Consider the following 16783-nt stretch of genomic DNA (forward strand, 5'->3'; position numbering starts at 1 on the left):
CCTACGCGTGGAAGGTCTGCTCGAAGGTGGCGGTGATGGTCGATACCTGGCCGCCGAGATGGCTGTCGGTGTAGGAATCACACATGTACAGCCCCTGCCCCAGTGGCCCTTTCCACAGGAAGCTGCGGCCGGCATGACCATCCAGGAAGGTCACGATCTCGTTGATCGTTTTGCGGTTGCCGACGAACTGCAGCTGGTAACTGCGTGAAGTGGCGTTCAGGCCATCGGCAGCGGCCTGCGCATAGCCATCTCCGAACTTCGCGCGCTTCACTGCGGCGGTGGTGGTTCCAGTACTCTGGCTGGTTGCCGGCCAGGTGAAGGTGTCGGTCATTGCATGGCACTCCTGCTGAGCACACCACCTGCCTTCAGGTCACGACTCTGCAGCTCGCGGTACTTGCGTTCCACGAACTGGCCGATTTCGTTGCCGAACTGCTGCAGCATGCTTTCGTTGGTGGTGACTTCCTTGCCACCGTTGTTGTCGATGCGGATGCTGACTCCCACTCCGCCACCACCCCCGCCACCGTGCGCGGCCACACCCAGGCGGCCGTCCGGCCCGCGCCGCAGCGGCATGATCGCTTCCGGTCCCGCTTCGCCGAACACGCCGGCGCCCTTGGCGAAGGCGAACAGCTGCGGAGTGTTGTAGACACCGCCGGAATAGGCCGACAGGCTCGGCGACTGGTAGACGCCACCGTTGGCGTTGGCCTCCACCCCCGTGCCATATCCGAACAGGCCCGCGATCTTTTTGACGCCCCAGACGATTGCCTGTTGGATGGCGATCATCTTTAGATCGGCGATGATCGACTTGGCCAGATCCTTGTAGTTGGACTTGCCCGTCTTCACGAAGCTCTGCAGTGCCGCCTCTGCGCCGGTGAACGCCTTGGAAAAGGCATCCTGGGTGGACTTGGCGGAGTTCTCGGTCTTTTCCATGTACTCGCCGAGCGCGCTGCCGAAGCCCTTGCGGAACCCCGAAAGTCCTGTGGTGCCCTTGGTGTCCTTGGCGTCCTTGGTTTCGCCCGCCTTGGCATCACCGGCCTTGGCGTCCTTGGCAGTCGCCACGCCTGCAGCCACCGCCGCCGCGTCCGTCGCTGCATCCTTGGGCGTCAGGTCGACCCCCATCAAGCCGGCGATCTTCCTCGCCCCCCAGACCAGTGCCTGCTGTGCGGCGATCATCTTGAGGTCGGACAGGATGGACTGGGCCAGTTCCTTGTACTTGGACTTGCCGGTGGTCACGAAGCTCCTCAACGCTTCGTCGGCGCCGGTGAATGCTTTGTCGAAGGCTTTCTTGGCAGCCGTGGCGGTGTTTTCGGTCTTGCCGATATAGTCGCCGAGCGCGCCGCCCAGGCCCTTGCGGATGCCTGCCAGGCCCTTGTCGTCCTGTTGGGCCTTCTCTTCCTTCTTTGCAGCCTTGCCGGCGTCCGCGCCCGCTGCGGTTGTTCCTGCCTTCGCCGCCGCCTGCAGCTGCGTGTTCAGGGCGGTCAGCTGCGTGGACAGTGCGGTGACCAATGATGCGCTGGTGGTCAGCACGGCATTGAAGGCCTGCTGCACCGTGTTGATCTTCTCCAGCTGCCGCTGGAACTCCTGTGTGGTGCCGGTCATCTCGGTCATGCCGCGCCTTGCTGCCTGCATGGCCGTTTCCAATGCGTTGCTGGCCTCCACGGTGGTCCGTGTGCTGCCAGGCGATGTAGTGCTCATTGAGTGTTCCTCGGGAGAGTCGGCTCCGCTTCGGCGGAGCCGGGATCGGCCATCGGCATTGCCGCGATGGCCGGCTCATTCCTGTTGCATCTGCTCCAAGGCAGCGCGTTCGATGATGCGGATGGCCGCCATCACCTCGTCATGCTGGTCGCCGTCGAGCGCTTCGCGCTCCAGCTCCCGGTAGACCACGTTGTAATCCAGCCCGATCGGGCCACCTGCGCCGACGCGCCACTGGGTGGCAACCCGCGAGAAAAGTTCGATGGGAAGCACGCACTCCGGCCACAGCTCGACCTGCGGCGGTGGAAAGTGCTTTGCCTTCAATCCAAGCTTCATCAGCTCGGACTCGGTGGGGGCCCGCCAGTACAGGGCCCCCACCGCCTCGATCAGTTTCCCTTGCGTGCGACCTGCAGGGCCTGGGTGTAGCCACCGATGATGGCGCCATCCAGGCCGGCCTGCTGCTGCAGCGCCAGCTCGACGCCGGCGGTGTCCAGCGCCACATCGGCATCCCAGTCCACCACGATGTCCAGGATGGCCTGGGCCACGCTCAACGTGTCATCGCCCAGACGCTCCAGCAGGCTGGCGTAGTCGGCTACCGACAGGTGCCGGTAGGTCAGGTTGAGCTTCTGCTCGCGGCCGTGACCGACGATGGTCAGGGTGCTCTTGAAGCTCTCCGGCGCCTTGACCTGGAACATCAGGCGCCCTCGACCAGGATGGAGTCTGCCAGCGCGGTGAAGGTCGCGGTGGTGCCCATCGGGGTGTTGGCGGCCATGGTCGGGTCGCCGTTGTAGCTCAGGTAGCCGTACCAGTACAGCACGTCGCCGCCGACCAGCTTGGCCCGCAGGATCACCGGCTCGCCCTTGGCGTCAGCGTTCTTCAGTGCCGAATACCACGGCTTCTTCGGATCGTAGAACAGCGGCAGGGTGATGGTCTTGGCGTTCTTGAAGGTCGGCATCTGCACCTGGCGACCGGTCGGGTCTTCGAGCAGCGTGCCGCTCCAGTACTGCTGCTCGCCACCGGCGGTGGTCGGGTCGCCCTGCTGGTCCAGGTCGACGAAGGCGCCCGCCTTGCGCAGTACACCGGCACCGCTGGTACCGGGGAACAGCACGGTATCGGTGGTGTCGATGCCCAGCAGTTCAACGCTGCCGGTGGCTTCAGCACCGGCGCGGGTGGCGCGGTTGTTCAGGGCCGGCCAGCCCGGCAGTTCAATGACCACCACATCGCCGGTGTCGACGCTGTTGGCGGCAACGCTGGCCAGCGCCGGCGCAGCCTTGGAGATCGCGCTGGTAGCGATCGCGGTGGAGACGACCGGTGCGAAGCCGAACTGGGTGCCCTTGGGAAGCTTGAGTGCCATGGTGTATTTCCTCGTTGGATAAAAAAAAGCCCGGCGAATGCCGGGCTGGGGTGTTGCACGGGTGATGCGGTTTACGGGTCGACGTACCACAGGCCGAAATCGAGCCGCGCGCCGTACTTGTGCAGCATCGGCTCATGCACGGCAATTGCAGCGCCGAACGATTCGGCGGTCGGCAATCCTGCGCATACCTGATCCTCGATGTTGCGGATCAGGGTGTTGGCCTGGGCGCGGCTGTCTGCCCAGACGGTCAGCTGCACGCGAGCGTGCTTCTGTTCGGGAATGGAACCTTCGTTGAACCACACGGACTGTCCACCCATCTGCTGGTAGACGGCACACGGATAGATGACCGGTTCCGGCGGAAGGTCGGGATACAGCCGGCCCTGCAGCAGCGGGGCCAGCAGCGCGTGCAGCTGTGCTTCGTAACTCATCGCGGTGTCCTGGTTGGCGTCGCTCAGGCGATGCCTGAAGACTGTTCGGTGAGCAGCACCGTGGTCTGGCGCCGGCTGAAGTCGGGCGCAACGCCGGTGATGTTGAAAACACGACCGTCATGCACGATGCGCATGCCGGCCTGGATGCCTGCCTGTCGTGCGGCTGCCAAGCGGACATGGAAGCGCTGGCGCCGGATCGTTGCCGGCAGGCGGCTTTCCAGCGTCAGCCGCTGCACGCTGTCTGCGCGGTCGGCGATGATGGCGGCCCACAGTTCTGCCACCGGCTGCCAGGCGTCCAGCGGCTGCCCCCACGCATCGAGCTGGCCGTCCTGGCGCTCGATGCGGATGCGGCGATTGAAGTGGCCGGCGTTCATGGCGTTGCTGCCGATCGGTACGGATCAAGCAGCGCGGCCACGCCGAACGGCAGCTCCATTGCGATGGCAGCGGCGCCTGCCGGTGCATCGAACGTCTGCGCAGAGACGACCACGGCTTCGCGATGGGCGTACAGGTGGCCCAGCAACAGGCGCACCGCTGCACGGATGCTGTCGTTGACCGGCATACCCTGCAGCAGGCGCGCACTGCGCGCGGTCGCCACGGCCAGGCGGCGATCGGCCACATCACGCATGGCCTTGGCCTTGGCCGCGTTGGTCTCGGCATTGGCGGCGGCAACCGCGGCTTCATGCCCGGTCACCGCCGCCGCCATGTCCTGCGGCAGCTGGTCCAGCGCCTGGTCCAGCGCGGCCTGGTCGGCGTACAGCTCGCGGCCCAGGTAGGCCGCGGCTGCGTCGCTGGCTGCGGCCAGCAGGTCACCCAGGATGGCGTCGTCAAAATCGCCGTCGATACGGCAGTGCGCGCGGCACTGCTCAAGGGTCAGCAGGGGCATCGAATCCTCCTTCGTTGATGGATGTGGAGTGCCCCGATCCTGCGCGCACGGCGGCGCCCCACACGATCACCAGGACGGCGCGGGAAAGGCAGGATCGGGGCGGAAAACAGAACGGCTGCGACGGGGACGTCAGGGCCGGTGGCGGTGACCTCGCAGCGCGCGACGGCGCAAACGAAAGAAGCCCCCGGGGTCACCGGAGGCTTCTATGTCATCGTGGTACAAACGATACGCTTCGGGTGTGCACCCGTCAATCCGCAAACGGTTACCAGTCTGGTGACTTTTCCTGGCGCTGTGCGGGCGTGGTCATGGCGACGTGCCGCAGGCTGGATAGAATGGCAACGCGCTGCTTCCGCAGCCCATTTCCCGCTGGATTCCCGCATGCCTGCCACCCCCGAACGCTTCTTCGATGCGCGTACCGAACAAGGCGTGCTGCGCCTGTCCATCGCAGGCTCATTGCTGCTGGCTGCCGCTGCGGTGGTATTTGGTCTTCTGGCCAATTCCTCGCTGATCATCTTCGATGGCATCTACGGCCTGATCGATGTGGTGATGACGTGGCTGTCACTGCTGGTCGCGCGTCTGATCGCACTGTCCACCAGCACCGACGCGCTGCAGTCGCGGCTCAACCAGCGCTTCACCATGGGCTTCTGGCACCTGGAGCCCATCGTGCTGGGGGTGAGCGGCACGCTGATGATCGGCGCGGCACTGTATGCGCTGGTCAATGCGGTGGATGCGCTGATGTCCGGCGGCCGCCACATCGCACTCGGCCCAGCCATCGCCTTCGCCGGGTTGTCGATCATCGGCGAAGGTGCGCTGGCCTGGTTCGTGCTGCGCGCCAACCGCCGCATCGGTTCGGAGTTCATCGCGCTGGACGCGAAGAACTGGGTGATCGCCGCCAGCATGTCGGCCTGCTACCTGCTGGCCTTCCTTGGCGGCGTACTGGTGCGCGGCACCTCGCTGGCCTGGGTCGGGCCGTACATCGACCCGGCCATCCTTGCCTTCGTCTGCGTGCTGGTGATGATCGCCCCGCTCGGGACGGTGCGCCGGGCGCTGGCCGGCATCCTGCTGGTCACCCCGCCGGAACTGCAGGCGCACGTGGACGCGGTGGCACGCGCGATCGTGGCCAAGCATGGCTTCGTCGAGCATCGCAGCTACGTCGCCCAGGTGGGGCGTGGCGAGCAGATCGAGTTGTTCTTCGTGGTACGCGAGGACGACCCGCCGCGGCCCCTGCTGGAATGGGACCAGCTGCGCGACGAGATCGGCGATGCGCTGGGCGAGGCCTCGCCGGACCGCTGGCTGACCATCATGTTCACCACCGACCGCGAGTGGACGATCTAGGCCAACAGGACGATCAATCAAGTTTTTCGTACGGACTGCAACCCAACGTACGCAGAAACCGGGCAAAGTAGGCTCCATAGCAGTACCCACCCACTGACCAGGAGCATCCCGATGTCCATCGAAAAGGTTCTGTATACCGCCCAGGCCACCTCCACCGGCGGCCGTGAAGGCCGTTCCGTCTCGTCCGACAACGTGCTGGACATCCAGCTGTCGACCCCGCGCGAGCTGGGTGGTGCCGGCGGCCCGGGCACCAACCCGGAACAGCTGTTCGCCGCTGGCTACTCGGCCTGCTTCCTGGGCGCGCTGAAGTTCGTGGCCGGCCAGGCCAAGGTCGCGCTGCCGGCCGACACCACCGTCACCGGCAAGGTCGGCATCGGCCAGATCCCGACCGGCTTCGGCATCGAGGCCGAGCTGACCATCAACGTGCCGGGCGTGCCGCGCGAGCAGGTGGAAGAACTGGTGCAGAAGGCGCACATCGTGTGCCCGTACTCCAACGCCACCCGCGGCAACATTGATGTAACGCTGATCGTTGCCTGATGCGGTGCCGGGGTCGGATCCCTTTGCCACCGGCAAAGGGCTCTGACCCCATCCCAGGCCCGCACGGCTATATGGGGTCAGAGCCCTTTCGCGTTGCGAAAGGGATCCGACCCCCAAAAAAATGGGCGGATGCCGGTCGAAACCGAACATCCGCCCATCCCACCTCCGTTGTCCCGCACGGGGGCATGAGGTTGCCGGCCAGCGGCCGGCACTACCAGGTCACTTCTCGCTCGTGATGAGCTGCACGACGCTGGAGAAATCCAGCTTGCCGCGGCCGGCCTGGTGGTTCATCGAGTAGAGATTGCGGGCCACTTCGCCCAGCGGAATCGAAGCGCCGACACTCATCGCCGCTTCCACCGCCAGGCCCATGTCCTTCAGCATCAGATCACTGCCGAAACCGCCGCTGTAGCCACGCGAGGCCGGCGCATTCTCCAGCACGCCCGGCCACGGGTTGCACACTTCGGTGGCCCAGCTGCGGCCGGTGCTGACCGCCATCATCTGCGACAGCACCTTGGGGTCCAGCCCGTGCGCCACGCCCAGTGCGATGGCTTCACCGGTCACCGCCATGATCACGCCCAGCGCCATGTTGTTGCACAGCTTGGCGACTTGGCCAGCGCCGCTGGCGCCGACGTGGAAGATGTTCTTGCCCATCGCCTGCAGCACCGGGCGTGCGCGTTCCAGCGCGTCTTCCTCGCCGCCGACGATGAAGGTCAGGGTGCCGGCCTGGGCGCCGGCGGTACCGCCGGACACCGGCGCGTCGATCATCTGCAGGCCACGCGCGGCGGCCGCTTCCGAGACCTTGCGGGCACTGGCCGGGGCGATCGTGCTGCAGTCGATGACCAGTGCACCGGCCGGGATCGCGGCAAGAATGCCGTCGTCGCCCAGGTACACGCCTTCGACATGACGGCTGGCCGGCAGCATCGAGATCACCACCTCGGCATCGGCCAGGGTGTCGCGCGCCGACGATGCAGCGCTGGCGCCGGCGTCGACAGCGGCCTGCACCGCGGCCGGAACCAGATCGAACACGCGCACGCTGTGGCCGTTCTTGACCAGATTGGCGGCCATCGGGCCACCCATGTTGCCCAACCCGATGAATGCAATGCGGCTCATGCAAGGCTCCTTTCAACAAGGGGAGTGCCCAGGTCGGCCAGCGGATGCGCGGCGTCGGCCCAGGGGGAAGCGAAGAAGGTGTCTGCCCACGCGCCAGTGGCCTCGGCCAGGGTGGCCGGGTTCCACTGCGGATTGCGGTCCTTGTCGACCAGCAGCGCGCGGATGCCTTCGGCGAAATCACCATGGGCGGCGCAATGCAGGGCGACGATGTACTCCAGGCGGTAGATCGCGGCCAGGTCCTGGCCGGCACTGCGGCGCTGCAGTTCGTACGCCAACCGTGCCGAACCCGGTGCACCGGCAGCAAGGGTCTTCTGAGCCGCCTGCAACCAGGCGTCGTCGGTCTGCAGGCCGGCAATGCGCGCCACGATGGCTTCAAGGTCATCGCCTTCGCACAACGCATCGACCTGCGCCGCGTGGGCCAGCAGTGGACCGGTGGCGGCATCGCTGGCATGCGACTGCAGCAGATGGGTCAGGCGTTCGTGGTTGTGTGCGGTGTCATTGGACCAGGCCACCTGCAGCAGCGCATCGAACACCGCGCTGCGGCGTTCTTCGGCCACGTGCACGTCGGCCAGGCCGGCGTAGATGGCATCGCCCGGGTTGAGCAGTGCGCCGGTCAGGGCCAGGAACAGGCCACCCTTGCCCGGCACGCGCGGCAGCAGCCAACTGCCACCGACATCAGGGAACAGGCCGACGGTGATTTCCGGGAAGGCCAGCTTGGAGCGTTCGCTGACCACACGGTGGCTGGCGCCGGACATCAGGCCGATGCCGCCGCCCATCACGATGCCGTGGCCCCAGCACAGGATCGGCTTGGTGTAGGTGTGGATGAGGTAATCGACGCGGTATTCGACGTCGAAGAACTCGGCGGCATAGGCGTTCTGGCGGATGTCGCTGTGGCCGGCCTCACGGAAGGCGACCATGGCCTTGTACAGGCTGTGCAGGTCGCCACCAGCACAGAACGCCTTTTCGCCGGCGCCCTGCAGCACCACCATGGCGATGCCATCGTCGTCGGCCCAGGCGTCGAGCTGCTTCAGCAGCAGGTGCGCCATCGGCAGCGAGAAACCGTTGAGCGTACGCGGCGCATTGAGCGTGGCGATGCCGATGCGCGTGCCGTTGCCAGCCACGCGCTCTTCGAACAGCACCGGTGCGTCGTCGGCAGCGGTATCCGTGCTCATGCGTTCTTCCACTGCGCGGCGCGCTTTTCCAGGAAGGCAGTCACGCCCTCGACCTGGTCGGCGGTGTCGAACAGGTCGACGAAGGCTTCGCGCTCGGCCACCAGCGCCGAGGCGTGGGTGCCGGTGCGGGTGGACTGCACCAGGGTCTTGCAGGCGGCGATGCTGGTCGGGCTCTGCTTGCCGGCCTTCTTCGCCCATTCCAGCGCCAGCGCCTTGGCTTCGCCCTTGCCGACCTTTTCTTCGGCCAGGCCAATGCGCAGCGCGGTCTCGGCATTGATGCGCTCACCCAGCAGGATCATGCGCTTGGCCCAGCCCTCGCCGACCAGGCGCGGCAGGTTCTGGGTACCGCCGGCACACGGCAGCAGGCCGACGGTGGCCTCCGGCAGCGCGACCTGGGCATGGTCTTCAATGATGCGCAGGTCGCAGGCCAGCGCGCACTCCAGGCCACCGCCCATGGCGTAGCCGTTGATCGCGGCGATCGACACGCCACGGAAACCGGACAGCGCTTCGAAGGCTTCACCGAAGCGGCGCGCGGCCTCACGTGCAGCGGCCTTGTCGCCGGAGGCGAACTGGTTGAGGTCGGCACCGGCGGAGAAGAATTTCTCGCCGTCACCGGTGATCACCAGCGCGTAGATGTCGCGGTCTGCGTTGAGCGCGCCGACCAGGTCGCGCAGCGCCGACAGGCTGTGCACGGTCCAGGTATGCGCCGGCGGGTTGTTCAGGGTGACCACGGCGGTGTGGCCATCCACCTCCACCTTCAGGCCCACGTGCTCCTGGGTACGCCAATCCTTCATCGCAGTTCCTCTTCGGTGTTGAGCAGGTGACGGGCAACGATCACCCGCATGATCTCGTTGGTGCCTTCCAGGATCTGGTGCACGCGGCAGTCACGCAGCAGGCGCTCGATCGGGTATTCGCGGATGTAGCCGTAGCCCCCGTGGATCTGCAGCGCTTCATTGCAGACGTTGAAACCGGCATCGGTGGCGAAGCGCTTGGCCATCGCGCACCACACGTTGGCATCGCTGGCACCGGCATCGAGCTTGCGTGCCGCGGTGTGCACCATCTGCCGTGCAGCCACCAGCTGGGTGACCATGTCGGCCAGCTTGAACTGCAGCGCCTGGAACTCGGCCAGCGCCTTGCCGAACTGGCGGCGCTCGCCCATGTAGCGGCGCGCAGCATCCAGTGCACCCTGTGCGGCACCCAGCGAGCAGGCGGCGATGTTGATGCGGCCGCCGTCCAGCCCCTTCATCGCCAGCTTGAAGCCGCCGCCTTCCTCTCCCAGAAGGTGGCTGACCGGCACGCGGACGTTCTCGAAGGTGATGCCACGGGTGGGCTGGCTGTTCCAGCCCATCTTCTCTTCCTTGCGGCCGAAGCTGATGCCCGGCAGGTCCGCCGGCACCGCAATGGCGCTGACACCGCCGGCACCGGCACCGCCGGTACGCGCCATCACCACCAGCAGCTCGGTGGCACCGGCGCCGGAAATGAAGGCCTTGGAGCCGTTCAGCACGTAGAAGTCGCCATCGCGCACGGCGGTGGTCTTCAGCGACGCCGCATCGGAACCCGCACCCGGTTCGGTCAGGCAGTACGAGGCCAGCTTGCTGCCCGAGGACAGGTCGGTGCCCCACGCATCGCGCAGGGCCGGCTGGCCCCACCTGGACACCATCCACGAGGCCATGTTGTGGATGCTGATGTACGCAGCGGTCGACGGATCGACGTTGGCGAGCTCCTCGATGACGACGGCGGCGTCCAGTCGGCTCAGGCCGCTGCCGCCCACTTCCGGGTCCATGTACAGACCGCAGAAGCCCAGTTCACCGGCCTTGGCGATCGCCTCGCGCGGAAAGATGCCCTCCGCATCCCATCGCGCGGCGTGCGGCGCCAGTTCGGCCTGTGCGAAGTCGCGCGCCGCCTCGCGGTACGCCTGCTGCGCTTCTTCCAGTTCCGTCGTCATCGAGTGGCTCATGGCTGCTCCTGCCGTTACTTCAGGCTGATCGTGGTGTTGACGCCGTGGCTCAGCGTCTCGTCATCGAACCAGCGCGCGGTGACCGTCTTGGTCTGGGTGTAGAACAGCACCACCTGCTTGCCATACGGGCCCAGGTCACCCAGCTTGGAGGCGCGCGAACCGGTGAACGAGAACAGCGGCACCGGCACCGGGATCGGCACGTTGATGCCGACCTGGCCGACGTCGATGTCTTCCTGGAACTTGCGCGCGGCAGCGCCGGACTGGGTGAACAGTGCGGTGCCGTTGCCGTTCGGGTTGCTGTTGACCATCGCGATGGCCTCTTCCAGCGTTTCCGCTTCGAGGATGACCAGCACCGGCCCGAAGATTTCTTCCTGGTAGATGCGCATGTCGGTGGTGACACCGGCAAAGATGGTCGGGCCAACGAAGTTGCCCTTCTCGAAGCCATCGACCTGCGGCTTGCGGCCATCGAGCACCAGCTTGGCGCCCTGCTCCACGCCCGAGGCGATCAGGCCTTCCACGCGCTCGCGGGCGCTGCAGGAGATGACCGGGCCGACGTCGGTACCGGACACGGTGCCGGCGCTGACCTTCAGGGTCTGGGCCTTGGCCACCAGGTCCTGCACCCAGTTGCGCGCTTCACCGACCAGCACCAGCGTGGAAGCCGCCATGCAGCGCTGGCCAGCGGCACCGAAGGCGGCACCGACCATTGCGTTGAGGGTCTGTTCCTTGTTGGCGTCCGGCAGCACCACGGCGTGGTTCTTGGCGCCCATCATGCACTGCACGCGCTTGCCGGCCAGCGAGGCGCGGTTGTAGACGTGGGTGCCGACGCGGGTGGACCCGACGAACGACACGGCCTTGATGTCCGGGTGGTCGCAGATCGCGTTGACCACTTCCTCGCCGCCGTGGACGACGTTCAGCACGCCCTTCGGAATGCCGGCTTCCAGGGCAAGCTCGACCAGGCGCATGGTGACCATCGGGTCCTGCTCGGACGGCTTGAGGATGAAGGTGTTGCCCGTTGCAATCGCCATCGGGAACATCCACAGCGGGATCATCGCCGGGAAATTGAACGGGGTGATGCCAGCGCACACGCCCAGCGGCTGCATGATCGTGTAGGTGTCCACGCCATTGGCCACGTTGTTGGCCAGCTCGCCCAGCTGCAGGTTGCCGATGGCGGCGGCGTGCTCGACCACTTCCAGGCCGCGGAACACATCACCTTCGGCGTCCGGCAGGGTCTTGCCCTGTTCGGCGGTGAGGATGTGGGCCAGCTCACTCATGTTTTCGCGGATCAGCTGCTGGTACTTCAGGAAGATGCGCGCGCGGGTGCCGATCGGGGTCTTGCGCCAGGTCTTGAAGGCTTCCTTGGCGGCGGCGACGGCGGCGTCCACTTCGCCGGTGGTGGCGAACGGCACCTGGGCCAGCACGTCCTGGGTGGCCGGATTGATCACGTCCTGCCAGTGGGAAGTGGCCGATTCAACGAACTGGCCATCGATCAGCATGCGGATACGGGGCGCTGCAACAGTCATGACGACAATCCCACAGGGTGCGAAAGATGCTTGGCATTATTCACAGCACCCGGCTCGATTTCCGGGCTGAATCCGCTTAATCTGGCCAATGCGCCCCACGATTCCTGTTAATTCTGTGAATTATTCAGCTCCCCAGCGGCAACTCGGCCTGCGCCTGCTGCGGCTGCGCGAGCAGCGCGGCTACAGCCAGGCCGATCTGGCGCGTGCGCTGGGGCTGTCGGCCAGCTACCTGAACCAGATCGAGCGCAACAAGCGCCCACTGACACCGGCGGTGCAGAAGAAGCTGGGAGAGGTGCTGGGCGACGTTTCCTCGCTGTTCGATGACGATGAGCCCGCCGCCCTGCAGGAGGCGCTGGGCGAAACCCTGCGCGACCTGGGCCTGGCCGAGGTCAGCGCGACCGAACTGCGCGCCCTGGCCGGCAACCTGCCGCAGGTCAGCCGCGCGCTGTTGGACCTGCACCGTCGTCACCTGGCGCTGCGCGAGCACGCGGCCGCACTGGAGTTCCAGCTGGGCGAGCCCGGCGCCGGCAGCACCCTGCCCGCCGGTGACCAGGTGCGCGAGTTCTTCAACCGCATGCACAACCACATTCCCGAGCTGGACGAGCTGGCCGAGCAGCTGTTCGCCGAATGGGGGCTGTCGCCCGGGCATGTGGCACCGCGGCTGCGCCAGCTGCTGGCCGACCGCCATGGCGTGCTGGTGGAAGTGGCCGCACTGCAGGCCGGGCGCGAAAAGCGGCACTACGATGCCGGTGCGCGGCGGCTGTGGCTGCCCGATTACCTGGAGCCCGGACAGCAGGCGTTCCAGATGGCGGCCGAGCTGGCCCTGCACGGCTACCTGCCGCAGATCGATGCGGTGGTGGCGCGCGCCGGGTTCACCGATGAGGCACGCATCGCGCAGGCGCGGATCGGTCTCTCCAACTATTTCGCCGGTGCGCTGGTGATGCCGTACATGCGCTTCCTGCGTGCAGCCGAAACCAGCAGCTACGACATCGAACTGCTGGCGCACCAGTTCGGCGTCGGCTTCGAAGCGGTCTGCCACCGGCTGAGCACGCTGGCACGGCGCAGCGCGCCCGGCCTGCCGTTCTTCTTCATCCGCGTGGACCGCGCCGGCAACGTCTCAAAGCGCCATTCGGCCACCGATTTCCACTTCTCGCAGGTGGGTGGATCGTGCCCGCTGTGGATCGTCTACGAGGCGTTCAACCAACCCGGGCGCATCCTCACCCAGACCGCGCGCATGCCCGATGGCCGCCGTCATTTCTGGCTGGCGCGGCAGGTCAGCAGTGGCCCGGTCGGCCATGGCCAACCGCGCAAGACCTTCGCGGTGGCGCTGGGCTGCGACCTGCAGCATGCCGAACGCCTGGTGTATTCACTGGGGCTGGATGTGCAGAGCCCGGGCAATTCGGTATCGATCGGCCCGGGGTGCCGGGTGTGCCCGCGCGAGGACTGCATGCAGCGCGCGTTCGCGCAGTTGCCGGGGCGATAGGGCGGGTTTGGCAGGGCCGCGCCCTGCACCCGTGGTAGCGCCGGCCGCTGGCCGGCAAGAGCAGCAACCACTGCGGGGTCAGATCCGTTTTCCTGCGGAAACGGATCTGACCCCGATTCGACCGCAGGACCGGCTCAGTAGATCGGGGTCACCTTCATCTGTGGCAGCGGACGCGGTGCGCCGTCGGTAAGGTCCGGGCCGAGGTCCTCCCAGGTGCGGCCCTGCTCGACCATCAAGCCCCACAACTGCTGCGAGGCCAGCCGTTTGTCTTCCGAGCCCAGCTTGTACGACGGTGGCGTCGGCTGACCGCTGGCGACCATCGCGTACGCCGCGCGGTAGGCCAGCACCTGCTGCGCCGGATCATCGGTGCGCGCCACTTCCAGCGTGTAGCGCTGGTAGGCCGAGGCCAGGTTGCGCCAGCGGATCCAGTAGTGGTTCTCGAACGAGAACGAACAGAAGCGCGCACCGGCCAGGCTGCCCTTGTCGGCGATGCGGGAGAGTACCTCCTGCGGCATGTCCAGGTTCATGCCGCCTTCGTCGCCCTGCAGGCTGACGTGCACGATGCGGTCGCGATAACCCGGTGCGCGCGCCTGCAGCAGGTCGCGCCAGTTCTGCATGGTCGCCACGACGGCGAAGAGGAAGCGCCCCAGTTCGGCTGCGGCCAGTGGCGTGGCGATGGACTGGTAATGCCGTTGCCAGCCGTGGCGGTTTTCGGTGGGCAGGAACACCGCATGTTCCAGCGCCTGGCGGCCGCCGCTGCCCTGGCTCACCGCTTCGGCGTGCTGTGGATAGACCAGGTTGATGGCGAAGGTCGGCCAGCGCGGCAGGGCGGCATCGAACAGATGGATCGGGAAGTTGCTGCTGATGCCGCCATCGGAGAACCAGCAGATGCGGAAGGCGGTGATCACCGGGCCGCAGGTCTGCCCGGCACTGGTCAGCCCTTCCATGCTGTCGGCAACGTTGTGCTCCTGGTCGGCCGCAGGGGCGGTCGGTTCGCAGCGTCGTTCGCGGCGTGAGGGTTCATGCAGCGGCACCGCGCTGATCAGCAGCGGGAAGCTCAGGCTCATGCGCGTGGCCACCAGCACCGGCAGCTTCGGGCCCTGTGGCAGGTGGTAGTACTGCCGCCCTTCCACCTCCAGCGGCGGGCCGGCCTGGCTCACCAGCCACTGCACCACGCTGGCGGGGAACAGCTGCTCGAACTCCTCGCGCAGGAACCAGAACTGCGCACCGCCCAGCGGCAGCGTGCGCGGCTCATTGTGTGAGATGCAGGTGGTGATCATCTGCAGGCTGATCGCATGCGGGCTGTCAGGCTCACCGGCGTAGCGCGGCGCATCGTGCAGGTCGGCGAAGGTCAACGGTGCATCCAGCGGCTTGCCGGACAGCTGCTGCAGGCATTCATGCAACCACTCGGTCAGCGCCGGCCTGCGTGGATCGCGGCTGAGGCCGCTGCACAGGCCCAGCAGGTTGCGACGCGCCACCCGCGCGACCCGCAGCGCGGCACCGGCCACACCCGCACCGTAGGCGCACAGCAGTGATGGCAGCAGCGTGGCGGCCACGCCGCTCCAGCCACCGCCCCACCAGCCCAGGCCGAGCAGCAGCGCCAGCGACACCAGCACTTCCAGCGGCGCGATCTCGAATACCGCAACGGCCAGGCACAGCAGTTTGTGCGGCAGGCGGGCATTGCCGGTCAGCACCACCAGCAGCCGATAGGCCGCGCGCGCGCCGCGCGCCGGCTGGAACAGGCTGTAGATGAAGCCGCGCCGGGACAGCTGTGCCGACACCGCCGACAGCCCGCCATAGCCGGCGTCGCCAGCCAGTTGCTCGCCGGCCTGCTGGCGGCGATCGCCGCAGGCCGCTGCAGCCGCCACCGCTGCCGCAATGGCGCCGGCTGAAGTGCCGCCGATGCTCTTGAAGCGATACTCGCGGGCCAGCGCCAGTACCGCATTGGGGTACACGATGCCGCTGGTGATGCCGCCTTTCATGACCAGATCGCAGTACTTGTCCGCCACTGTCTTGCCCCCGAGCATGCCGTCCGCCGCGTGGGTTGCAGTATGGCGCAGGGGCTTCTCAGGGCCTGAGAACAACGGCGCAGTCCGCGCACGCAATGCGCCGTTCAGCAGAAAGCACGGCTGCAGGCTTGACCCGCCCCGCCATCGGCGTAGCATCTGCAGCAAGCCAAGGGACAGACCCGCGGCTGCCACAACGACATGAGGGATTCTCATGGAATTCGACTATCTCGTCTTCATCGGGCGATTCGAGCCCTTCCACAACGGCCACGCCGCCGTTGCCCGCCTGGCCCTGAGCCGGGCCCGCAAGCTGATCTTCCTGGTCGGCTCTGCCGATACCCCCCGCAGCCTGCGCAATCCCTGGACCGTGGCCGAACGCGCCGTGATGATCCAGGCGGCCCTCGACGGCCACACCGACCGTCTGCTGATCCGCCCGCTGCGTGACCACCTGTACAACGAAGCACAGTGGATCGCCAACGTGCAGCGCCAGGTGGCTGACGCCCTGCGCAACGACGGTGCCGCCGCCGATGCCAGGGTGGGCCTGATCGGCATGGACAAGGATGCGTCCAGCTACTACCTGCGCGAGTTCCCGCAGTGGCCGCTGGTGGACGTGCAGCACACCGCCACCCTGTCGGCCACCGAGCTGCGGCGCTACCTGTTCGAAGCGGGCGACGTCGACTTCCACGGCGCGCTGCTGATGCTGCGTGGCAATGTGCCGGCGCCGGTGTACGACATGCTCGAAGCGTTCCGCAAGAGTGCGCCTGCGTATGGCCAGCTGGTGGCCGAGTACCGCTTCATCGAACAGTACAAGGCCGCCTGGAAGGATGCGCCCTACGCGCCCACCTTCGTCACCACCGATGCGGTGGTGGTGCATTCGGGCCACGTGCTGTTGGTGCGTCGCCGCTCGGAACCCGGCAAGGGGCTGTGGGCATTGCCCGGCGGCTTCGTCGGCCAGGAACAGAGCCTGCTCGACAGCTGCCTGCGCGAACTGCGCGAGGAAACCCGGCTGAAGATTCCGTTGCCGGTGTTGAAGGGGTCGCTGAAGGGCCAGCAGGTGTTCGACCACCCGGACCGCAGCCAGCGTGGCCGCACCATCACCCACGGTTTCCACTTCGAGTTTCCGGCCGGCGAGCTGCCGCCGGTGCGCGGTGGCGACGATGCCGACAAGGCACGCTGGATACCGGTGAGTGAAGCACTGGACATGGGCCCGCAGCTGTTCGAAGACCACCTGCACATCCTGGAGTACTTCCTCGGCCGCGGCTGACCGGCCCGGCTTTCCCACTGGCGGATAGACCGCCGGTGCCACCCG

18 protein-coding genes are annotated in these 16783 nt (G+C 66.8%); 4 read left to right on the forward strand and 14 right to left on the reverse strand.

Annotation, left to right across the window (positions count from 1 at the left end; genetic code table 11):
- Position 1: 1 nt before the first annotated feature.
- The 8 genes from AC5P7A_RS10930 to AC5P7A_RS10965 all read right to left on the reverse strand — a co-directional run bounded on the left by AC5P7A_RS10930 (position 2) and on the right by AC5P7A_RS10965 (position 4354).
- Positions 2 to 331, reverse strand: a complete 330-nt coding sequence (locus AC5P7A_RS10930; RefSeq protein WP_049441818.1) for a phage tail protein — start codon at positions 329 to 331, stop codon at positions 2 to 4.
- The gene (locus AC5P7A_RS10935) at positions 328 to 1692 is read right to left on the reverse strand and encodes a phage tail tape measure protein (RefSeq protein ID WP_049441816.1); all 1365 of its coding nucleotides are present in this window, start codon (positions 1690 to 1692) and stop codon (positions 328 to 330) included. The genes AC5P7A_RS10930 and AC5P7A_RS10935 overlap by 4 nt, the downstream gene beginning before the upstream one ends.
- Before the next feature lie 75 nt (positions 1693 to 1767).
- The gene (locus tag AC5P7A_RS10940; RefSeq protein ID WP_014645600.1) at positions 1768 to 2025 is read right to left on the reverse strand and encodes a DUF1799 domain-containing protein; all 258 of its coding nucleotides are present in this window, start codon (positions 2023 to 2025) and stop codon (positions 1768 to 1770) included.
- Positions 2026 to 2075: 50 nt separating this feature from the next.
- Positions 2076 to 2384 (reverse strand): phage tail assembly chaperone, encoded by a 309-nt coding sequence (locus AC5P7A_RS10945; protein WP_014645599.1) that lies wholly within the window; start codon positions 2382 to 2384, stop codon positions 2076 to 2078.
- On the reverse strand, positions 2384 to 3043 hold the full coding sequence (locus AC5P7A_RS10950) for a phage tail protein (protein WP_014645598.1): 660 nt from the start codon (positions 3041 to 3043) through the stop codon (positions 2384 to 2386). Before AC5P7A_RS10950 ends, AC5P7A_RS10945 begins: the two co-directional genes overlap by 1 nt.
- A gap of 71 nt (positions 3044 to 3114) precedes the next feature.
- Complete coding sequence (gp17, locus tag AC5P7A_RS10955) at positions 3115 to 3471, reverse strand: tail completion protein gp17 (protein WP_014645597.1); 357 nt, start codon at positions 3469 to 3471, stop codon at positions 3115 to 3117.
- Positions 3472 to 3494: 23 nt separating this feature from the next.
- Entirely contained in the window at positions 3495 to 3845 is a 351-nt protein-coding gene (locus AC5P7A_RS10960; RefSeq protein ID WP_049441813.1) for a head-tail adaptor protein, read from the reverse strand.
- Complete coding sequence (locus AC5P7A_RS10965) at positions 3842 to 4354, reverse strand: head-tail connector protein (RefSeq protein WP_014645595.1); 513 nt, start codon at positions 4352 to 4354, stop codon at positions 3842 to 3844. The genes AC5P7A_RS10960 and AC5P7A_RS10965 overlap by 4 nt, the downstream gene beginning before the upstream one ends.
- A gap of 378 nt (positions 4355 to 4732) precedes the next feature.
- Here AC5P7A_RS10965 and AC5P7A_RS10970 point away from each other — a divergent pair, with 378 nt between their 5' ends.
- The gene (locus tag AC5P7A_RS10970) at positions 4733 to 5689 is read left to right on the forward strand and encodes a cation diffusion facilitator family transporter (protein WP_032956286.1); all 957 of its coding nucleotides are present in this window, start codon (positions 4733 to 4735) and stop codon (positions 5687 to 5689) included.
- A gap of 111 nt (positions 5690 to 5800) precedes the next feature.
- Entirely contained in the window at positions 5801 to 6226 is a 426-nt protein-coding gene (locus tag AC5P7A_RS10975) for an organic hydroperoxide resistance protein (protein WP_004153735.1), read from the forward strand.
- 219 nt (positions 6227 to 6445) lie between these two features.
- On the opposite strand, the gene mmsB is transcribed toward AC5P7A_RS10975, so the two are convergent.
- Genes mmsB through AC5P7A_RS11000 form a run of 5 tightly spaced genes read right to left on the reverse strand, consistent with a single transcriptional unit; the run spans position 6446 to position 11985 of the window.
- Complete coding sequence (mmsB, locus tag AC5P7A_RS10980; RefSeq protein ID WP_005407687.1) at positions 6446 to 7336, reverse strand: 3-hydroxyisobutyrate dehydrogenase; 891 nt, start codon at positions 7334 to 7336, stop codon at positions 6446 to 6448.
- A complete protein-coding gene (locus tag AC5P7A_RS10985; RefSeq protein ID WP_227863844.1) occupies positions 7333 to 8508 on the reverse strand; it encodes an enoyl-CoA hydratase/isomerase family protein in 1176 nt (391 codons plus the stop codon). The genes mmsB and AC5P7A_RS10985 overlap by 4 nt, the downstream gene beginning before the upstream one ends.
- Positions 8505 to 9302, reverse strand: a complete 798-nt coding sequence (locus AC5P7A_RS10990; RefSeq protein WP_005407685.1) for an enoyl-CoA hydratase — start codon at positions 9300 to 9302, stop codon at positions 8505 to 8507. Before AC5P7A_RS10990 ends, AC5P7A_RS10985 begins: the two co-directional genes overlap by 4 nt.
- The gene (locus tag AC5P7A_RS10995; protein WP_014645592.1) at positions 9299 to 10465 is read right to left on the reverse strand and encodes an acyl-CoA dehydrogenase family protein; all 1167 of its coding nucleotides are present in this window, start codon (positions 10463 to 10465) and stop codon (positions 9299 to 9301) included. Before AC5P7A_RS10995 ends, AC5P7A_RS10990 begins: the two co-directional genes overlap by 4 nt.
- A gap of 14 nt (positions 10466 to 10479) precedes the next feature.
- Positions 10480 to 11985: a CoA-acylating methylmalonate-semialdehyde dehydrogenase gene (locus AC5P7A_RS11000; RefSeq protein ID WP_014645591.1), complete on the reverse strand. Its 1506-nt coding sequence runs from the start codon at positions 11983 to 11985 to the stop codon at positions 10480 to 10482.
- A gap of 88 nt (positions 11986 to 12073) precedes the next feature.
- Here AC5P7A_RS11000 and AC5P7A_RS11005 point away from each other — a divergent pair, with 88 nt between their 5' ends.
- The gene (locus AC5P7A_RS11005; RefSeq protein WP_181454198.1) at positions 12074 to 13468 is read left to right on the forward strand and encodes a helix-turn-helix domain-containing protein; all 1395 of its coding nucleotides are present in this window, start codon (positions 12074 to 12076) and stop codon (positions 13466 to 13468) included.
- A gap of 134 nt (positions 13469 to 13602) precedes the next feature.
- Here the strand turns inward: AC5P7A_RS11005 and AC5P7A_RS11010 are convergent, their stop codons facing one another.
- Entirely contained in the window at positions 13603 to 15495 is a 1893-nt protein-coding gene (locus tag AC5P7A_RS11010; protein WP_197556920.1) for a patatin-like phospholipase family protein, read from the reverse strand.
- 193 nt (positions 15496 to 15688) lie between these two features.
- Between AC5P7A_RS11010 and AC5P7A_RS11015 the strand changes: the two genes are divergently transcribed.
- The gene (locus AC5P7A_RS11015) at positions 15689 to 16738 is read left to right on the forward strand and encodes a bifunctional nicotinamide-nucleotide adenylyltransferase/Nudix hydroxylase (RefSeq protein ID WP_014645588.1); all 1050 of its coding nucleotides are present in this window, start codon (positions 15689 to 15691) and stop codon (positions 16736 to 16738) included.
- Positions 16739 to 16783 lie beyond the last annotated feature (45 nt).

It is taken from the genome of Stenotrophomonas sp. YJH_SMC_65 (assembly GCF_059369475.1).